The organism is Tianweitania sp. (genome assembly GCF_032053605.1).
In the GTDB taxonomy this organism is placed as follows: domain Bacteria; phylum Pseudomonadota; class Alphaproteobacteria; order Rhizobiales; family Rhizobiaceae; genus Tianweitania.
In genome coordinates, this window is the sequence record NZ_DAMBUH010000008.1 from 29997 (window position 1) to 46744 (window position 16748).

Sequence of the window (16748 nt, forward strand, 5' to 3'; positions counted from 1 at the left end):
CTCATCAAGCCTGAAGGCGGCGACACAGCTCATCGAGCTGATCGAGCGAGCGGTAAGCAATCTTGATCTCGCCGCCCTTTTCCTTGTGCAGGATGGTCACTCGCAAACCAGTCTGATCGGATAGCAGCTTCTCCAGCGCCAGCGTATCGGCATCCTTGGCATTGTCGTTAGCGCGGGTCGGCGCCGGCGTCTTGCTTTCCGGCGCCTGAGCAAGCGCCTCTGCCTGACGCACCGAAAGACCCTCTTCCACGATCCGCTTGGCGAGACCGGACGGATCGGCCGCCGTCACCAAGGTGCGCGCATGACCGGCCGACAGCGTTCCGCTGGTCAGCATATCCTGGATGATCGTCGGCAGCTTCAGCAAGCGCAACGTGTTCGCGACATGGCTACGGCTCTTGCCGATCACCTGCCCTAGATCAGCCTGAGTATAGCTGTGTTCGTCGATCAGCTGCTGATAACCCATTGCTTCTTCAACAGGATTCAGATCGGCGCGCTGAACGTTCTCAACGATCGCAAGCTCAAGCGCGACACGATCATCGACCTCGCGGATCAGAACCGGAAGCTGCGTGACACCTGCGCGTTGCGCCGCCCGCCAACGACGCTCACCGGCGATGATCTCATACGTTCCATCCATACGGCCCGGCCGTACGATCACTGGCTGCACGACGCCATGTTCGCGAATCGACTGCGCGAGATCGGTCAGATCGTTCTCGCCGAACGTCCGCCTGGGATTGCGTGGATTGGCAACCACCATCTCGATCGGCACAACGCCATCCGCACGCGCCTTCGGAGCTTGCTGCTCGGCAGGACGATCGATCTCGCCGATCAATGCAGCCAGGCCGCGACCGAGGCGGCGTTTTCCCGTTTCTTCACTCATATCAAGCTGCCTTCAAACGCCGTTCGCGCCGGATGACTTCGGTGGCCAGTTGCAGATAGGCCTGGCTTCCCGAGCATTTCAGATCATACAGGATTGCCGGCTTTCCGTGCGATGGCGCTTCCGAAATCCGCACATTGCGCGGAATCACGGTCTCATAGACCTTATCCCCCATATGCGCCCGCACATCATCGACAACCTGGTTCGCAAGGTTGTTGCGACCATCATACATGGTCAGCACAATGCCCTGGATGATCAACTGCGGATTGATCGTCTGCCGCACCATTTCCACTGTGCGAAGAAGCTGGCTGAGACCTTCCAGCGCGAAGAACTCGCATTGCAGCGGAACCAGCACGGAGTCAGCCGCGGCCATCGCGTTGATGGTCAGCAAGTTCAGCGATGGTGGGCAATCAACAAGCACATACGAGAAGAGGTCTTGAGCATCACCCAAAGCCGACTTCAAACGGGTGGTCCGATCGGGGAGGGCGGCGATCTCCATCTCCACGCCCAACAGATCCATCGTGGAAGGGACAATCCAAAGATTGGGAACAACCGTCTGGATGGCGACTTCGGACAGAGGAATCTTATCGGCAAGCACGTCATAGGACGAAAGCGTCCGCTCTTCCTTGTCGATACCCAGGCCTGTGCTAGCATTCCCTTGCGGATCTAGATCCACAATCAGCACCCGCTCGCCAATCGCAGCAAGCGCAGTGGCGAGGTTGATAGCGGTGGTTGTCTTACCGACACCGCCTTTTTGATTGGCCAGAGTTATAATGCGCATTGGCTAACCACATTGAGTTCAGCGCCTACAGCCTTCGAACGGCAGTGATATCCAAAATCACGCTATCGGAATCAACCAGGCTGGTGCGTTCTACCAGATCGAATGCCCAGCGCCTACGCGCATCATCCAGCTCGGCATGAAATCCACGACCTTTGTGCAAAAGGGCTCGCGCCGAGGCACAGCCAAAGCCGTTGGTCCACTCCAGCATACGGTCCAGAGGTGCGAAGGCGCGCGCCGTGATTGTGGTGGATGAGCCTTTGAAGACACCGTCTTCCAGTTCTTCTACCCTGCGGGTGAGAACATGAGCGTTGAGATCAAGGGCTGTGATAGCCTGTCGGAGATAAGCCGACTTTTTGACGTTGCTTTCAACAAGCGTAACCCTGGCGCCGCTGTCACGTTCTAACAGCGCTATCACAAGCGCTGGAAAACCGCTGCCAGAGCCAAGATCAAGCCACGCTTTGGTCTCGCCACGCCAATTCCACAGCTGTGCACTGTCAAGAAAATGCCGCTTCCAAGCTTCGTCCAAGGTACTGGAAGAGACCAGATTGATGGTCTTTGCCCATTTCAGAAAGAAGCTCTCCAGTCCAAGCATCTTTTCGGCTGTTTCACGTGAAACGTCAGGTGCAACGGCTTGCAGTGATTCGATCTTTTCCGACGGCGTCATGCAGCAACTTGTGCTCGATGAGCGTGCGCTAGAACGAGAGCAAGGGCGGACGGCGTAATGCCTTCGATCTTCTGAGCGTCAGCCAATGATAAGGGTTGGGCGGCAGCCAGTTTCGCCTTCAGCTCATTCGACAGACCAGAGATCCCGGCATAGTTCAAATCCACCGGAAGCAACCTGGCTTCTTCCTTCCGTAGCATCGCGGCGTCGGCCTCTTGGCGATCAAGATAGACCGAGTACTTAGCCTTGATTTCCAACGCTTCCTTCGCTCTGGCGCTCAGGCTGTCGACCTCCGGCCAAATTCGAACAATGTCGTCCAAGCTTGTGTCGCTGCTGGCAAGAACGTCGAACGCTGTTCTCACGCGCCCGTCCAAATTGACGGACAAGCCGAACGATCGAAGCTGGTTGGGGGAAGCTTTTAGAGAGGAAAGCATGCCCAAACCAAGCCCGATCTCTTCTTGGTACGCGTGGAATGCCTTTGTCCGCTTCGCGGACGAGAGACCGAATTCGATTGCCTTGGGCGTAAGGCGTTCGTCAGCATTATCAGGGCGAAGCGACAGTCGAAACTCCGCGCGCGATGTAAACATGCGATAGGGCTCGCTCACACCGCGCGTGACAAGATCGTCCACCATGACGCCTAGATAGCTCTCTGTCCGGCTCATCCGAACACAGTTGCTACCAGCAGCCAACCGAGCGGCGTTTAGTCCGGCCAGCAACCCCTGCGCGGCTGCTTCCTCATAGCCGGTCGTTCCATTGATTTGTCCTGCCAGGAACAGGCCAGGTATTTGCTTGCTTTCCAGTGAGTGAACGAGTTGCCGGGGATCGGCATAGTCGTATTCGATCGCATAGCCGGGCTGTAAGATGCGCGTCTTTTCCAAGCCAAGCATAGACTGGATGATGGCCGCCTGCACCTCCTCGGGGAGGGACGTGCTGATGCCATTTGGATAAACCGTATCGTCATCCAGCCCTTCCGGTTCCAAGAAGACCTGATGCCCATCCCGATCGCCGAAACGCACGACTTTGTCCTCGATCGACGGACAGTAGCGTGGCCCGACGCCGGTGATCGATCCCGAATACATCGCCGAGCGATGCAAGTTGTCCCGGATCACAGCGTGCGTAGCCAGCGCGGTGCGCGTAATACCGCAAGCGATTTGTGGGACCTGAATACGATCGGTCATTAGGGAAAAGGGTCGGGGATCCGTATCTGCTTCTTGTTTGCCGATGCCAGCCCAATCGATCGTCTTACCATCTAGCCGGGGTGGGGTGCCCGTCTTCAATCTTCCTAGTTGAAGGTGATGCCGCAATCGCGCTGCAAGTGCTGTTGACGGCTCCTCGCCAACGCGGCCAGCGGGCCAGGTTCGATCACCCAAGTGGATGATGCCGCCGAGAAAAGTTCCTGTGGTGAGGACGACACCACCACATGTTATCGTCGTACCTTCAGTAAGGTGAACCCCTGCTACTCTCTTGCCGTCCAGTAGCAGATCAGCGACTTCACCTGAGATCAAGTCGAGGTTCGGCTGCTCGCTCAGAAGCTCCTGGACCGCTTTCCGGTAGAGCTTGCGATCGGCCTGTGTCCGGGGCCCGCGAACGGCCGGTCCCTTTCGGCGGTTGAGCATCCTGAACTGGATACCTGACGCATCAGCCGCGCGACCCATCAACCCGTCCAGTGCGTCTACTTCTCGAACCAGATGGCCTTTACCGAGACCGCCGATGGCTGGGTTGCAAGACATAACGCCGATCTTGCTGACATCCATGGTGATGAGGGCCGTCCGAGCGCCCATCCGTGCTGAGGCCGCTGCAGCTTCACATCCGGCATGTCCGCCGCCGACGACAACAACGTCATACAAGGTGTTTGTCATGGCTCTGTGTTTCACGTGAGTCATTTTCCGATACAGAAGCGCGTGAAGATAACATCCAGAAGATCATCAACGCCGATGGCGCCGGTAATATGACCGAGATGATCCGCCGCGATCCGAAGCTCCTCCGCAAGAAGCTCGAGGGGCAGGTGCGTCCTCTGTGACCGTTCTAGAGCAAGGTGCGTTTGGCGAAGATGCTGAACGTGACGCTCCCGGCTTGGAAGCAGCAGAGACATGCCGGATGCTGCTTCTGTTACACGGTGTTCTATCTCTACAAGCAAATCTGATAATCCGTCCCCGGTCATCGTAGACAAAGCAACGGAGTCAGCAGGCACGCCATCAGGCAGAAGATCGGCTTTTGTGGCCACCGAAAGTGTTTGTACAGGTACATCTAGTTTGGACGGGTTCTCAGTTCCGGCTACATGCAGGTGCAAAACCAAGTCGGCTTGATGTGCCGCGGTGCGCGCACGTTCGATACCAAGGCGCTCGACTATATTGTCGGTTTCCCGGAGGCCGGCCGTATCGATCAGGATAACCTTATAGCCACCAAGGTCGAGAGCCACTTCAATCAAGTCGCGTGTGGTGCCAGCTTCATAAGACACAATCGCCACATCACGCCGTGCAATCGCATTAAGCAAGCTTGATTTGCCAACGTTAGGCTCGCCGACAATGGCTATGCGAAATCCGTCGCGCAGGATTTCGCCTCGCCGTGTTTGGCTCAGATGCTCCTCGACTACCACACGCAATGCATGAACCTGCTCCAGCACCGCGTCTGCCACCGATCCCGGCACGTCGCCTTCATCGGAAAAGTCGAGATCGGCTTCGATCAGGGCTCTGGCTTCGATCAACTGCTCACGCCAACCGGAATAAAGCCTTTCTTGATCACCGACTGCATTGCTAAGCGCAAAGCGACGTTGCGCGTCTGTCTCGGCAGAGATGAGATCGGCAACACCTTCGGCGGCGGTGAGATCCATACGTCCATTGATGAACGCACGCCGCGTAAACTCGCCTGCTTCCGCGAGGCGCGTATTGGGAAAAGCAGCGATGGCATCCAAAACGGCGCGCAGGACCGCCTTGCCGCCGTGGAGATGTAGCTCGACGACAGCTTCTCCCGTAAAGCTCATGCCCTCGGGAAAAAACAGGGTGAGAGCCTGATCGAGCACCTCGCCTTGCTCATCCCTCAGGACCAGTAAACGGGCTATTCGAGGTTCAACCGCCTTGCCAGTCAATCGCTTCAGGATTGTCTCAGCGGCCGGACCTGAAATGCGAACAACCGCAATCCCGGCGGGCAGTGAACCCGAGGACAAAGCGTAGATCGTATCGCTGAAGTTTGCCATCGGAATGGAAAAGGCCGGTTAGACCCGGCCTTCTTCCTCATCTTTGTTGCGGGACCGAATCGATCAGGTGTTCATCGACTCGAAGAACTCGGAATTGGTCTTCGTCTGCTTCAGCTTGTCAATCAGGAACTCAATCGCGTCCGTTGTACCCATCGGAGCAAGGATACGGCGAAGCACGAAGATCTTCTGCAAGTCCTGACGCGCGATCAGCAGGTCTTCCTTACGCGTACCGGATTTCAGGATATCCATGGACGGGAAGATGCGCTTGTCGGCGACCTTGCGATCAAGCACGATTTCGGAGTTACCGGTGCCCTTGAACTCTTCGAAGATCACTTCATCCATACGGCTGCCAGTATCGATGAGGGCAGTCGCGATGATCGTCAACGAACCGCCTTCTTCGATATTGCGCGCGGCACCGAAGAAGCGCTTTGGGCGCTGCAAAGCGTTCGCATCCACACCGCCGGTTAGCACCTTGCCGGATGACGGCACCACCGTGTTGTAGGCGCGACCCAGACGGGTGATCGAGTCCAAAAGAATGACGACGTCGCGACCGTGTTCGACCAAGCGCTTTGCTTTTTCGATGACGATCTCAGCGACCTGAACGTGGCGCACCGCCGGTTCATCAAAGGTGGAGGACACGACCTCGCCCTTCACCGATCGCTGCATGTCCGTCACTTCTTCCGGCCGCTCATCGATCAGAAGAACGATCAGGTAGCATTCCGGATGATTGGTGGTGATGGAATGGGCGATGTTCTGCATCAGCACGGTCTTACCCGTGCGCGGCGGTGCGGTGATCAGAGCGCGCTGGCCCTTGCCGATCGGGGCCACCAGATCGATCACGCGCGGCGAAATATCCTTCGTCGTCGGATTGTCGATCTCCATCTTCAACCGCTGGTTGGGATAAAGCGGCGTCAGGTTGTCGAAGTGGATTTTATGCCGGATCTTTTCCGGATCGTCGAAATTGATCGTGTTCACCTTGAGGAGCGCGAAGTAACGCTCGCCTTCCTTCGGACTGCGGATCGGCCCTTCAACCGTGTCGCCGGTCTTTAGAGAAAAGCGGCGGATTTGGGAGGGCGAGATGTAGATATCGTCCGGTCCTGGAAGATAGTTGGCATTGGCGGAGCGCAGAAAGCCGAAGCCGTCCTGCAGGACTTCCACCACGCCTTCGCCGATGATCTCGACTTCCTGCGCCGCGAGCTTCTTCAGAATGGCGAACATCAGCTCTTGCTTGCGCAGAACGCTGGCATTCTCGACTTCGAGCGTTTCAGCAAAAGCGACGAGTTCCGCCGGCTTCTTGCTCTTGAGCTCCTGGAGTTTCATTTCCTGCATGGGGAACCTAGTGGGGGATCAGATAGGGGGAGTGAAGGGCCGGCGCTTTCAGTGGAATGCAGCCTGCGGCACCGAACGGAGAACAATCGGCGCTTACAAAGGAGGGAGGGCCTCCACATAGCTGTGTCTGACCCTTCACGCAAGATGGTCTGACTGGTTTCCTGCTGCCTTAGAACGGCTTCACGATCACCAGAATCACGATCAGCACCATCAGAACGGTCGGGATCTCGTTGACGATGCGCCAATGACGCGGGGGATGGACGTTGCGATCCTCCTCGAAGCGCCGCTGCGCAGTGGTGAGATAGCCGTGCAGGGCCGACAGGATCACAACCAACGTGATCTTGGCATGCAGCCATCCACCGGAAAACGCAAAGCCATGCCACGCCAGCCACAGGCCGAAGATCCAGGTCACGATCATCGCGGGATTGATGATCGCCCGCAACAAACGCCGTTCCATGATCTTAAAGGTTTCGGATTGCGGCGTGCCGGTACCGGTTTCCGCATGATACACGAACAGCCGCGGCAGGTAGAACATCCCGGCCATCCAGGAAATCACGGCCATGACATGGATCGCCTTGGCCCAGGGATAGAACCCGTCGCCGGCGACCGCAAACAGAAGCGCGGCACCCGCAACCAGAACAACAATCGAAACGATCGCGCGCATGACAGAAACCTGGTTTAAGCGCCGGCCGCGCGCACCTGATCCACCATGGCCTGAACATGGGGGATCGGCGTTTGCGGCGTGATGCCGTGGCCGAGATTGAAGATCAGCGGACCGGAGCCGAGTTGCTTGAGAATGGCGCCAACGCCCTCACGCAGCGCCTCGCCGCCGGCCACAAGCCGCATCGGATCGAGATTGCCTTGAACGGCGCCGTCACGCTGCAGGCTGGCCGCCTGGCTGAGCGGAACCGACCAGTCGAGGCCAAGCGCGGTGACGCCGGTCTTCTGGCGGTATTGTGCATAAAGCGTGCCGGCCCCTTTCGGAAAACCGATGATCGGCACATCCGGGAAACGCGTCCGCACTTTTGCAACGATCCGCGCCACCGGCTTCACGCACCAGCGCTCGAAGGAAGCCTCGTCCAACACGCCCGACCAGGAATCGAAGATTTGCACGACATCCGCGCCTTCTTCGATCTGACGGATGAGATAATCGGCGGAATGATCGGCAACCGTGTTCAGCATCTGCTCGAACAGGTCGGGATACTGGAACGAGAACAGTCGAGCCGGCGCCTGATCCGTCGTGCCATGTCCGGCGATCATATAGGTCGCAATCGTCCAGGGAGCCCCGCAGAAGCCGATCAGCGTGGTTTCAGGGGGCAGGGCACTGCGCAAGCGCCGAACGGTCTCGTAGACGGGCGCCAGGTGGTCGTGGAAGCGTGAGCCATCGAGCGCCGGGATTTCGTCCGGCTGGATCGGCGTCATCAGCGGCCCGCGTCCTTCCTCGAAGCGCAGATCGCGGCCAAGCGCATGCGGCACGACGAGGATGTCGGAGAACAGGATCGACGCATCGAAGCCAAAGCGGCGGATCGGCTGCAGCGTCACTTCCACGGCAAAATCGGGATTGTAGCAGAGATCGAGGAAGCTCCCTGCTTTCTGGCGCAGCTCCCTATATTCGGGAAGATAGCGGCCTGCCTGGCGCATCATCCAGATCGGAGGCGGAAAGGCAGTCGAACCCTTCAGTACCTCGACTACCACGCGTCGCGGCGCTTCCATGCCTGCCATCCCTAATAAAGAAGATTTCTTATCTAAGAGTCTTTTGTTTCTATGACTCTGTTCGTAACGGGAGTTCAACATTACCCACATGTCCCGCGTCGATGCGTCACTGCCAGTGCGGCGTGGGACAGTCAGGCGGAGAGGATGTCAATCACGGGGATAACCGCAAAAAGAGGTTGAGATTCAAAATCTTGTTTGAAGCCAATTTCACTAGGCTTGAGAACCTCGAACGAACAACCTTCTGCCGTCCACGATCTCCCCAGCCGTCACGAAACCATTGCCGAACCGTCGTGAATTGTGGACAAATCGGCTGCTATCCCGGCCCGTCTTCCACAGGCCGCCGAACCGTCCCGCCTTTTCCACAGAACCCCACAGGACAGGCTAAAGAGTGTGAGCAAGCCGCAAAGCTACTTCCATTTGCATCTGATTTCTGATGCGACCGGCGAGACTCTCCTGGCGGCGGGCCGAGCGGCGGCTTCGCAATACAAGGATGCGCGCGCCATCGAGCACATCTATCCGCTGATCCGCACGACCAAGCAGGTTGAAAAGGTGCTGGAGGAAATCGAGGCCGAGCCCGGCATCATCCTTTACACCATGGTGGACCAGGAGCTGGCGGCGATCATCGATGCGCGCTGTGCCGCCATGGGGCTGCCCTATGTGTCTGTTTTGGAACCGGTGCTGACCGTGTTTCAGTCCTATCTCGGCACGCCGGCCGGACGCCGCGTCGGCGCGCAGCACGTGCTGGATGCCGATTATTTCCGGCGCATCGATGCGCTGAACTTCACCATGGAGCATGATGACGGCCAGTTGCCGCCGGATATGAACGATGCGGATATCGTCCTGATCGGCATTTCCCGCACGTCGAAAACGCCGACCAGCATCTATCTCGCCAATCGCGGCATCAAGACCGTGAATATCCCAATCGTTCTCGGCGTGCCGATGCCCGACAGTCTGGCTGCCGCCACCAAGCCGCTGATCGTCGGCCTGATTGCCTCGGCCGAACGCATTTCGCAGGTTCGCGAGAACCGCCTGCTCGGCTCCACGCCAAGCTTCGACATCTCTTCTTATACGGATCGCTCGCAGATATCGGCCGAACTCGCTTATGCCCGCCAGATCTGTGGCCGGCATGGCTGGCCGATGATCGATGTCAGCCGGCGGTCGATCGAAGAGACGGCGGCTGCCATCGTTGCCTTGCGCGGCAAGAACCGATAGCCCGCCCGGAACTCAGGAATTGCCGTGACCCAGATCATTCTCGCTTCCACCAGCCCGTTTCGCCTGAAGATGTTGCGAGACGCGGGTCTCACCGTCGACGCCGTTGCCTCGGACATCGATGAGCGCGCTATCGACGCCACGCTGAAAGATACCGGCGTTACGCCGGCGGAAGTCGCCGACATTCTGGCGGAAGCCAAGGCCGTGTCCGTCAGCGAAAGCTATCCCGATGCCGTCGTTATCGGTGCTGACCAGACCCTTTCCCTTGACGACGAGATCTTCCACAAGCCGGCCGACATGGAAGGCGCGCGTCGTCACCTTTTGGCTTTGTCGGGCAAGACCCATGAGCTGAACAGCGCGGTAGTCATTGCGCGCGCCGGCGTTCCCATCTGGCGCACGGTTTCGGTCGCGCGCATGACGATGCGCAAGCTTGATCTAGGCTTTATCGGTCGCCATCTCAGCCATGTCGGGCCCAAGGCTCTGCAAAGCGTGGGCGCCTACCAGATTGAAGGCGAGGGCATTCAGCTGTTCGAAAAGATCGAAGGCGATCATTTCACCATTGTCGGCCTGCCGCTGCTGCCACTCCTGTCAGCTCTGCGGGAGCAGGAGGCTATCGATGGCTGATCAAAAGGCTTTCGTTTGCGGGTTTCCGATCGCCCATTCCCGCTCGCCGATGATCCACAACCACTGGCTGGAGGCACTCGGCCTTCCCGGCTCCTACGAACGCGTCGAAGTCGCGCCGGATGGCTTTGCGGACTTCATCGCGCAACTTCGCGCCGGCGCTTTCGTTGGCGGCAATGTCACCATTCCCCACAAGGAAGCCGCGTTCCAGCTGGTCGACCGGCGCGATGAAGCGGCCGAAGCCATCGGCGCCGTCAACACGCTGTGGATGGCTGGCGAAACGCTGTGGGGCGGCAACACCGACGCCTACGGTTATGCCGCCAACATGGATGCGCAAGCGCCCGGCTGGGATAAATGCGAGGCGGCCGTCGTGCTTGGCGCCGGTGGTGCCGCGCGCGCCATCATCCAAGCTCTGAAAACCCGCAAGGTGCCGTCGATCCGCGTCGTCAACCGCACGGTCGCGCGGGCTGAAGCACTGGCCGATCATTTCGGCAACGGCGTCACCGCCCACGGCGAAGACGAGACCGACGGCCTGCTTGAAGATGCCGGCCTCGTGGTCAACACGACTTCGCTTGGGATGAAGGGAACACCCGGCCCGGTCCTCGATCTCGACCGCCTGCCAAAGACCGCCGTGGTCTCCGACATCGTTTATGTGCCGCTGCAAACGCCCTTGTTGCGCGACGCCGAACAGCGCGGTTTGCGCACGGTCGATGGCCTCGGCATGCTCCTGCATCAGGCCGTTCCCGGCTTCGAACGCTGGTTCGGTGCGCGGCCGACGGTCGATCAGGCGCTTTACGACCTTATCGCCGCCGATGTGGAAAAAGCCGCATGATCATTCTCGGCCTCACCGGCTCCATCGGCATGGGTAAATCCACGACGGCCCAGATGTTTCGCGACGAGGGTGTGCCGGTTCATGATTCCGATGAAACCGTGCATCGCCTTTATGCCGGCAAGGCCGTGCCGCTGATCGACGCGGCCTTTCCCGGCACGGTCGTGGATGGTGTCGTCGATCGTACCAGACTGGCGGCTGCGGTAATCAACAACCCGCCTGAGCTCAAGCGGCTGGAAGCGATCATCCATCCGCTGGTGCGGGCGGAAAGCGAAAACTTTCTCGACACGCATCGAAAGGCCAAAACACCGGTGGCCGTGCTCGACATCCCCCTGCTGTTCGAAACCCATGGCGAAGATCGGGTCAACAGAATCGTCGTGGTCAGTGCCTCGCCCGACATCCAACGTGAACGGGTCTTGTCACGTCCGAACATGACGGAAGACAAATTTGCGTCTATTCTGGCGAAGCAGTTGCCGGATGGGGAAAAGCGTCGACGTGCCGATTACGTCATCGACACAGGCGCCGGTCTGGAGCCTGCGCGTGCTGCCGTTCAGGCGGTCCTGAAAGACATTCGCGAAGCGTCATTGCCAGGCGCTTCGCGCTAAGGCGTCGCGGCGTTAACGATTAAAAGAAAGAAAACGGATCCGAATCGATGCGTGAAATCATCTTCGATACCGAAACCACCGGCCTTGATCACCGCGAAGACCGAGTGATTGAAATCGGCGGCATCGAACTCGACAATCGCTTTCCGACCGGTCGTACGATCCACTTTTACATCAATCCCCAGGGTCGCGAGATCCATCCCGAAGCGCTCGCCGTGCATGGCATCACCGTCGAGCACCTCGCCGACAAGCCGCATTTCCCGCATATCTGCGACGAGTTCCTGTCTTTCATTGAAGGTGCCAAGCTGGTCGCGCACAACGCCACCTTCGATATCAACTTCATCAATGCAGAGTTTGCGCGTCTCGGCCATCCGCCGGTTGAGCCGATCCGTGTGGTGGACACGCTGGCCATGGCCAAGCGCAAGCATCCTATGGGGCCAAACTCGCTCGATGCTCTGTGCCGTCGCTACGGCATCGACAACACCCGCCGCACCAAACACGGCGCGCTGCTCGATTCAGAATTGTTGGCCGAAGTCTATATCGAGCTGATTGGCGGCAAGCAGGCCGCCCTTGGCTTCGAAGTGTCCTTGTCGAACGGCGGTGGCTATTCGGAAACAACCATCGTCATCGAAACCATGCCGCGTCCAAGGGCACTCACGCCGCGGCTCAGTGACGAAGAACGGGCCGCCCATGCAGCCCTCGTGGCCAGCCTTGGCGAAAAGGCGATCTGGAGCACGCTTCCCAGCGCATGATCACGCTGTTTCCCACGGCACAAAAAAGCCCGCATCAAGTGCGGGCTCTCTTTTTTTCAGAGGTGTGGCGAATGCCACTTAGCTAACCTGGATTTTGCTCTTGGCCTGTTCCTCGGCCATCTTCTGCTGGAACATCTGGCCGAAATCGATCGGATCGAGCATCAGCGGCGGGAAGCCGCCATTGCGCGTGGCGTCAGCGAGGATCTGGCGCGCGAAGGGGAACAGCAGGCGCGGGCATTCGATGAACAGCACCGGCAGCATGTGCTCCTGCGGGAAACCGTCGATGCGGAACACGCCGCCATAAACCAGTTCGACGTTGAACAGCACTTCCTTGTCCTCGCCGGCCTTAGCCGACAGGGTCAGGGTGACGTCATATTCCTTGTCGCCGATCGGGTTGGCGCCGACATTCACGTTGATGCCGATGTTCGGCGACTGGTTGCGGCCGCGCAGCGAGTTCGGCGCGCCTGGATTTTCGAAGGACAGGTCCTTCACATACTGCGTCAGGATGTTCAGCGAAGGCGCTGCAGCGCCATTGGCAGGGGCACCGGTCGGCGCGAAAGGCTTGTCGGACATATCATTTCCCTAACGAGCTCGGGCGATCACACACCCGCTTTAGCATGTGGCGCGTGGCTACCATGATTGCCGTTTGAGTGACAAGCGCGGCGGCACGTTCAGTTGCGGCGATCCTCGTGCCTGATCCAGGGGCTCGAGCCTGGCTTTGCGTCTGGGGCGCGCTGGTCGGTGCGGTGAAACTCGGCATCATCCAGATCCACCACCCGGTCTGCCGGCGCGCGACGCCCGCGAAAGCCGCGGACATTGGTAACGACCGTCAGGCGGCTCTTGATCAGGTTCCAGGCGCCGTCGCGCACCGCCGGAATGAACAGCAGCAGGCCCAGCACATCCGTGACGAAGCCCGGCAGAAGAAGAAGAATGCCGGCCAGCAGGATCATGAAACCATGCAGCACTTCACGTCCGGGAACGCGTCCGGCTGCCTGTTCGGAGCGCATGCGGGCAATGACACCGAAGCCCTGCACCCGCATCAAACCGACGCCGACCACGCCGGACAGAAGAATGAGGCCCAGCGTCGGCAACACGCCGATCGCATCGCCAACGAGAATGAAGACGGCGATTTCCAGAAGGATGTAGCCGAGGAAGATCAGGGGAATAATGGACAGGCGCACTGTGGCGTCGACCCTTTTGCTCAAGGACAAAGTTGCCATCCCGGGCGGGATGATCCCGAACAGATGGGAACTCCCCTCGGGAATTTGAATGATGCCGCAGCGCATTCTATATGGAAAGGAAGGAATGGATGTGGGACAGCATCCGGTGAGATGAGCGAACGGCTTCAGACCGGCGCAGCAAAACAGGAGCCGACAGGCGTCAGCGATGGAATATTTCGATCTGGGCACGATCCTCTTCATCGTCGCGGCTGCCGTGATTTTCTACCAGCTGCGCAACGTGCTCGGACGCCGCACCGGCAACGAGCGCCCGCCATTCGATCCCTATACCGCCGCGCGCAAGCGCAGCGCCGATCCGGCACAAGGTTCGGAGAACGTCGTTTCCCTTCCCCGCAAGCAGAAGCCCGCTGCCGAGACTGCTGCGGAAAACTATGCCGCGATTGATGCGCTGACCACGCCCGGCAGTGAGGTCAACACTGGCCTGCGCGCCATCCGCGACGCGGATCCCTCCTTTGAAGCCGGCGGTTTCGTTGACGGCGCCAAGATGGCTTATGAAATGATCGTGACCGCCTTTGCCGAAGGCGACCGCAAGGCGCTCAAGAGCCTTCTTTCCAAGGAAGTCTATGACGGCTTCGTTGCCGCCATTACCGACCGGGAAAAGCGCAACGAGAAGGTCCAGTCTTCTTTCGTCGGCATCAACAAGGCCGATGTTGTGGGTGCGGAAATGAAGGGCTCGGAAGCCCATGTCACCCTGCGCATCATCAGCGAGTTGATCTCGGCCACGCGCGATGCGGCTGGTGAGGTCATCGAGGGTGATCCGGAAGCTGTCGCCGAGGTCAAGGATGTCTGGACCTTCTCGCGCGATACGCGCTCGCGTGATCCGAACTGGAAGCTGGTCGCGACAGAAGCCGAAGACTGATCGGCGCGCCGGCTTCCGTGCCCGATCATGCAACCCGCCGCTCATCTCCAGCGCACGGATTTCGCCACCCTCGGCGGATGGGCTGCGGACACGTTTGTTGAAGCGCTGGCGGCATTTCGCCGTTGCGCGCTTCATGCACAAACCAAGGCTTACCGAACCGGTAGCCTAGGCTTGCCTCCTGCTGATTTTGACGCCGCCTATCGCGCCGCTTTGAGTCTAGCCGATAGCGATGAAGGTGCCGCCCGCACCTTCTTCGAAACCCACTTCGTCCCGTTCAGCATCCAGCCTGCTTCCGGCGAGGCCGGTTTCGTAACGGGCTATTACGAACCCATCGTCCAGGCGTCACGTCACCGGACCGAAACCTTCCGCTATCCCCTGTTTCGCAGACCTGACGACCTCGTCGATCTCGATGACGGAAACCGTCCTCCCGACATGGATCCGTATTTCGCCTTCGGCCGCCAGACCGATGACGGCATCGTCGAATATTTTGACCGCGCCGCGATCGAGACCGGAGCGCTGGATGGTCGCGGATTGGAATTCGCCTGGCTGGAAGACCGGTTCGCGCTTTTTCTTATCCACGTCCAGGGTGCGGCGCGGTTGCAATTTTCCGACGGCGAGCAGCGCGTCACCTACGCGGCAAAAACCGGTCATCCCTTCACCGGACCCGGAAAAATCCTCGTCGAAACGGGAGAAATTTCCCGTTCCGAGGTGACAATCCGGAAGATTCGCAGCTGGTTTCAGGAAAAACCGGAGCGTCTTTCCGAAATTTTGCACCAAAATCGCTCCTTCATCTTCTTCCGCGAAGCCCCGGTCGATGACCCCGAACTCGGTCCCATCGCCGCCGCCAAGGTGCCTCTGACCCCAGGCCGCTCGCTTGCCGTCGATCGCCTGATCCACACCTTCGGAACGCCGTTCTTCATCCAGGCTCCTGACTTGATGGAAGTCGGCAAGCCCTTGGCAAGATTGATGATTGCTCAGGATACTGGCTCCGCCATCGTCGGTCCCGCTCGCGGCGACTTGTTCTTTGGCTCAGGCGATGCGGCTGGCGAAATAGCAGGCGTCATCAAGCACTTAGCGCATTTCACTATCCTCATTCCGACACCGGCGGTGGAGCGGTTCGGCTCATGAAGCGCGGCAAGCAACTCACCGAAGAAGACCGCATTCTCTGGCACACGGTGGCGGTCACCACGACCCCGCTGAAGGGCAAGGCGCTTCCGCTGGAATCGGCGCCGATCAAGGATGCGCAACTCACTGAAAGCAAACTGAATTCCGCCGACCGCTTCGCTGCCGATCTCGACCGTGCACCCGAGGTCAAACGGCCGACCGTCACGATGACCGCGCCGCGCCAGACCATCGACCGCCCGACCCGCGACAAGATTGCTAAGGGCAGGGTGGTGATCGACGGCAAGATCGATCTGCACGGCCTGACCCAAAGCGAAGCGCATTCCATGCTGCTCGGCTTCATGCATCAGGCTTACGCGCATGACCGCCGCCATGTGCTGGTTGTCACCGGAAAGGGCGCATCCTTCGGCAGCGAGGGCATCTTGAAGCGCGCCGTGCCGGCATGGTTCGCAACGCCGCCGTTCCGTGTGCTGGTCGGCGGCTATCATGATGCCGCGCGCCATCATGGCGGAACTGGCGCGCTTTATGTGCGGTTGCGGCGGCGCACGTCATGACGCCGTTCGGCGCCAAGCTTAGGCAACTCAGGCAAGCCCGCGGCGTCGAGCAAAAGGACATGGCGGCCGCACTGGGCGTTTCCGCCTCCTACCTGTCGGCCCTCGAACACGGCCGTCGCGGCAAGCCGACCTGGGCGATGATCCAGAAGATCATCGGCTATTTCAACGTGATCTGGGATGAAGCCGAAGACCTGCAACGGCTGGCCGAAATTTCCGATCCGCGCGTCGTCGTCGATACGGTGAGCCTCGCGCCAGAAGCGACCGCTCTCGCCAACCGGTTAGCCGAGCGTATCCGGCACCTGTCTCCCGAGCAGATCGCGGCCATGCAGGCGGTGCTCGATCAGCCTATAAAGGCCGCTTCGAGGTAGAGTACGAGCAGGCTTTGCGTTCAAATCAGCGTCGGACGACGCT

General features: G+C 59.3%; 19 protein-coding genes. 9 read left to right on the forward strand and 10 right to left on the reverse strand.

The window, feature by feature from the left end:
* Positions 1–4 precede the first annotated feature (4 nt).
* The 8 genes from RTX98_RS03715 to hemE all read right to left on the reverse strand — a co-directional run bounded on the left by RTX98_RS03715 (position 5) and on the right by hemE (position 8551).
* Entirely contained in the window at positions 5–877 is an 873-nt protein-coding gene (locus RTX98_RS03715; RefSeq protein ID WP_312794677.1) for a ParB/RepB/Spo0J family partition protein, read from the reverse strand.
* A gap of 1 nt (position 878) precedes the next feature.
* Entirely contained in the window at positions 879–1655 is a 777-nt protein-coding gene (locus tag RTX98_RS03720; protein WP_189504576.1) for a ParA family protein, read from the reverse strand.
* Positions 1656–1680: 25 nt separating this feature from the next.
* Complete coding sequence (gene rsmG, locus RTX98_RS03725; protein WP_312794680.1) at positions 1681–2319, reverse strand: 16S rRNA (guanine(527)-N(7))-methyltransferase RsmG; 639 nt, start codon at positions 2317–2319, stop codon at positions 1681–1683.
* The gene (mnmG, locus tag RTX98_RS03730; RefSeq protein WP_312794682.1) at positions 2316–4175 is read right to left on the reverse strand and encodes a tRNA uridine-5-carboxymethylaminomethyl(34) synthesis enzyme MnmG; all 1860 of its coding nucleotides are present in this window, start codon (positions 4173–4175) and stop codon (positions 2316–2318) included. The genes rsmG and mnmG overlap by 4 nt, the downstream gene beginning before the upstream one ends.
* 20 nt (positions 4176–4195) lie before the next feature.
* Positions 4196–5509, reverse strand: coding sequence for a tRNA uridine-5-carboxymethylaminomethyl(34) synthesis GTPase MnmE (mnmE, locus tag RTX98_RS03735; protein ID WP_312794683.1), 1314 nt, complete (start codon positions 5507–5509; stop codon positions 4196–4198).
* A 63-nt stretch (positions 5510–5572) separates the two neighbouring features.
* Positions 5573–6838, reverse strand: coding sequence for a transcription termination factor Rho (gene rho / locus RTX98_RS03740; protein ID WP_312794684.1), 1266 nt, complete (start codon positions 6836–6838; stop codon positions 5573–5575).
* A 169-nt stretch (positions 6839–7007) separates the two neighbouring features.
* Positions 7008–7502, reverse strand: coding sequence for a protoporphyrinogen oxidase HemJ (hemJ, locus tag RTX98_RS03745; protein WP_312794686.1), 495 nt, complete (start codon positions 7500–7502; stop codon positions 7008–7010).
* Positions 7503–7516: 14 nt separating this feature from the next.
* Complete coding sequence (gene hemE, locus RTX98_RS03750) at positions 7517–8551, reverse strand: uroporphyrinogen decarboxylase (RefSeq protein WP_312794687.1); 1035 nt, start codon at positions 8549–8551, stop codon at positions 7517–7519.
* A 390-nt stretch (positions 8552–8941) separates the two neighbouring features.
* On the opposite strand from hemE, the gene RTX98_RS03755 reads away from it, so the two are divergent.
* Genes RTX98_RS03755 through dnaQ form a run of 5 tightly spaced genes read left to right on the forward strand, consistent with a single transcriptional unit; the run spans position 8942 to position 12564 of the window.
* Entirely contained in the window at positions 8942–9763 is an 822-nt protein-coding gene (locus RTX98_RS03755; RefSeq protein WP_312794688.1) for a pyruvate, water dikinase regulatory protein, read from the forward strand.
* A gap of 24 nt (positions 9764–9787) precedes the next feature.
* Positions 9788–10384: a Maf-like protein gene (locus RTX98_RS03760; protein WP_312794690.1), complete on the forward strand. Its 597-nt coding sequence runs from the start codon at positions 9788–9790 to the stop codon at positions 10382–10384.
* Entirely contained in the window at positions 10377–11213 is an 837-nt protein-coding gene (locus tag RTX98_RS03765) for a shikimate dehydrogenase (protein WP_312794692.1), read from the forward strand. The genes RTX98_RS03760 and RTX98_RS03765 overlap by 8 nt, the downstream gene beginning before the upstream one ends.
* The gene (coaE, locus tag RTX98_RS03770; protein WP_312794695.1) at positions 11210–11815 is read left to right on the forward strand and encodes a dephospho-CoA kinase; all 606 of its coding nucleotides are present in this window, start codon (positions 11210–11212) and stop codon (positions 11813–11815) included. The genes RTX98_RS03765 and coaE overlap by 4 nt, the downstream gene beginning before the upstream one ends.
* A 47-nt stretch (positions 11816–11862) precedes the next feature.
* Entirely contained in the window at positions 11863–12564 is a 702-nt protein-coding gene (dnaQ, locus tag RTX98_RS03775; protein WP_312794697.1) for a DNA polymerase III subunit epsilon, read from the forward strand.
* A gap of 78 nt (positions 12565–12642) precedes the next feature.
* Here dnaQ and secB read toward each other — a convergent pair whose 3' ends face one another.
* The gene (gene secB / locus RTX98_RS03780; RefSeq protein WP_312794699.1) at positions 12643–13137 is read right to left on the reverse strand and encodes a protein-export chaperone SecB; all 495 of its coding nucleotides are present in this window, start codon (positions 13135–13137) and stop codon (positions 12643–12645) included.
* A gap of 98 nt (positions 13138–13235) precedes the next feature.
* The gene (locus RTX98_RS03785) at positions 13236–13775 is read right to left on the reverse strand and encodes an FxsA family protein (RefSeq protein ID WP_312794700.1); all 540 of its coding nucleotides are present in this window, start codon (positions 13773–13775) and stop codon (positions 13236–13238) included.
* Between the two features lie 175 nt (positions 13776–13950).
* Here RTX98_RS03785 and RTX98_RS03790 point away from each other — a divergent pair, with 175 nt between their 5' ends.
* Genes RTX98_RS03790 through RTX98_RS03805 form a run of 4 tightly spaced genes read left to right on the forward strand, consistent with a single transcriptional unit; the run spans position 13951 to position 16705 of the window.
* Positions 13951–14661, forward strand: coding sequence for a Tim44/TimA family putative adaptor protein (locus RTX98_RS03790; RefSeq protein WP_312794701.1), 711 nt, complete (start codon positions 13951–13953; stop codon positions 14659–14661).
* Positions 14662–14688: 27 nt separating this feature from the next.
* Entirely contained in the window at positions 14689–15789 is a 1101-nt protein-coding gene (locus RTX98_RS03795) for a murein transglycosylase A (RefSeq protein WP_312794702.1), read from the forward strand.
* Entirely contained in the window at positions 15786–16337 is a 552-nt protein-coding gene (locus RTX98_RS03800; protein ID WP_312794703.1) for a Smr/MutS family protein, read from the forward strand. The genes RTX98_RS03795 and RTX98_RS03800 overlap by 4 nt, the downstream gene beginning before the upstream one ends.
* A complete protein-coding gene (locus RTX98_RS03805) occupies positions 16334–16705 on the forward strand; it encodes a helix-turn-helix domain-containing protein (RefSeq protein ID WP_312794704.1) in 372 nt (123 codons plus the stop codon). The genes RTX98_RS03800 and RTX98_RS03805 overlap by 4 nt, the downstream gene beginning before the upstream one ends.
* Positions 16706–16748: the final 43 nt, after the last annotated feature.

Excerpts from the sequence above, each read along its gene's own strand:
- dnaQ (WP_312794697.1), top strand. The coding sequence starts at position 11,863 with ATGCGTGAAATCATCTTCGATACCGAAACCACCGGCCTTGATCACCGC.
- rsmG (WP_312794680.1), bottom strand. The coding sequence starts at position 2,319 with ATGACGCCGTCGGAAAAGATCGAATCACTGCAAGCCGTTGCACCTGAC.
- RTX98_RS03720 (WP_189504576.1), bottom strand. The coding sequence starts at position 1,655 with ATGCGCATTATAACTCTGGCCAATCAAAAAGGCGGTGTCGGTAAGACA.
- rho (WP_312794684.1), bottom strand. The coding sequence starts at position 6,838 with ATGCAGGAAATGAAACTCCAGGAGCTCAAGAGCAAGAAGCCGGCGGAA.
- RTX98_RS03805 (WP_312794704.1), top strand. The coding sequence starts at position 16,334 with ATGACGCCGTTCGGCGCCAAGCTTAGGCAACTCAGGCAAGCCCGCGGC.
- hemJ (WP_312794686.1), bottom strand. The coding sequence starts at position 7,502 with ATGCGCGCGATCGTTTCGATTGTTGTTCTGGTTGCGGGTGCCGCGCTT.
- mnmG (WP_312794682.1), bottom strand. The coding sequence starts at position 4,175 with ATGACAAACACCTTGTATGACGTTGTTGTCGTCGGCGGCGGACATGCC.
- mnmE (WP_312794683.1), bottom strand. The coding sequence starts at position 5,509 with ATGGCAAACTTCAGCGATACGATCTACGCTTTGTCCTCGGGTTCACTG.
- RTX98_RS03790 (WP_312794701.1), top strand. The coding sequence starts at position 13,951 with ATGGAATATTTCGATCTGGGCACGATCCTCTTCATCGTCGCGGCTGCC.
- RTX98_RS03715 (WP_312794677.1), bottom strand. The coding sequence starts at position 877 with ATGAGTGAAGAAACGGGAAAACGCCGCCTCGGTCGCGGCCTGGCTGCA.
- hemE (WP_312794687.1), bottom strand. The coding sequence starts at position 8,551 with ATGGAAGCGCCGCGACGCGTGGTAGTCGAGGTACTGAAGGGTTCGACT.
- RTX98_RS03765 (WP_312794692.1), top strand. The coding sequence starts at position 10,377 with ATGGCTGATCAAAAGGCTTTCGTTTGCGGGTTTCCGATCGCCCATTCC.
- coaE (WP_312794695.1), top strand. The coding sequence starts at position 11,210 with ATGATCATTCTCGGCCTCACCGGCTCCATCGGCATGGGTAAATCCACG.
- secB (WP_312794699.1), bottom strand. The coding sequence starts at position 13,137 with ATGTCCGACAAGCCTTTCGCGCCGACCGGTGCCCCTGCCAATGGCGCT.
- RTX98_RS03795 (WP_312794702.1), top strand. The coding sequence starts at position 14,689 with ATGCAACCCGCCGCTCATCTCCAGCGCACGGATTTCGCCACCCTCGGC.
- RTX98_RS03800 (WP_312794703.1), top strand. The coding sequence starts at position 15,786 with ATGAAGCGCGGCAAGCAACTCACCGAAGAAGACCGCATTCTCTGGCAC.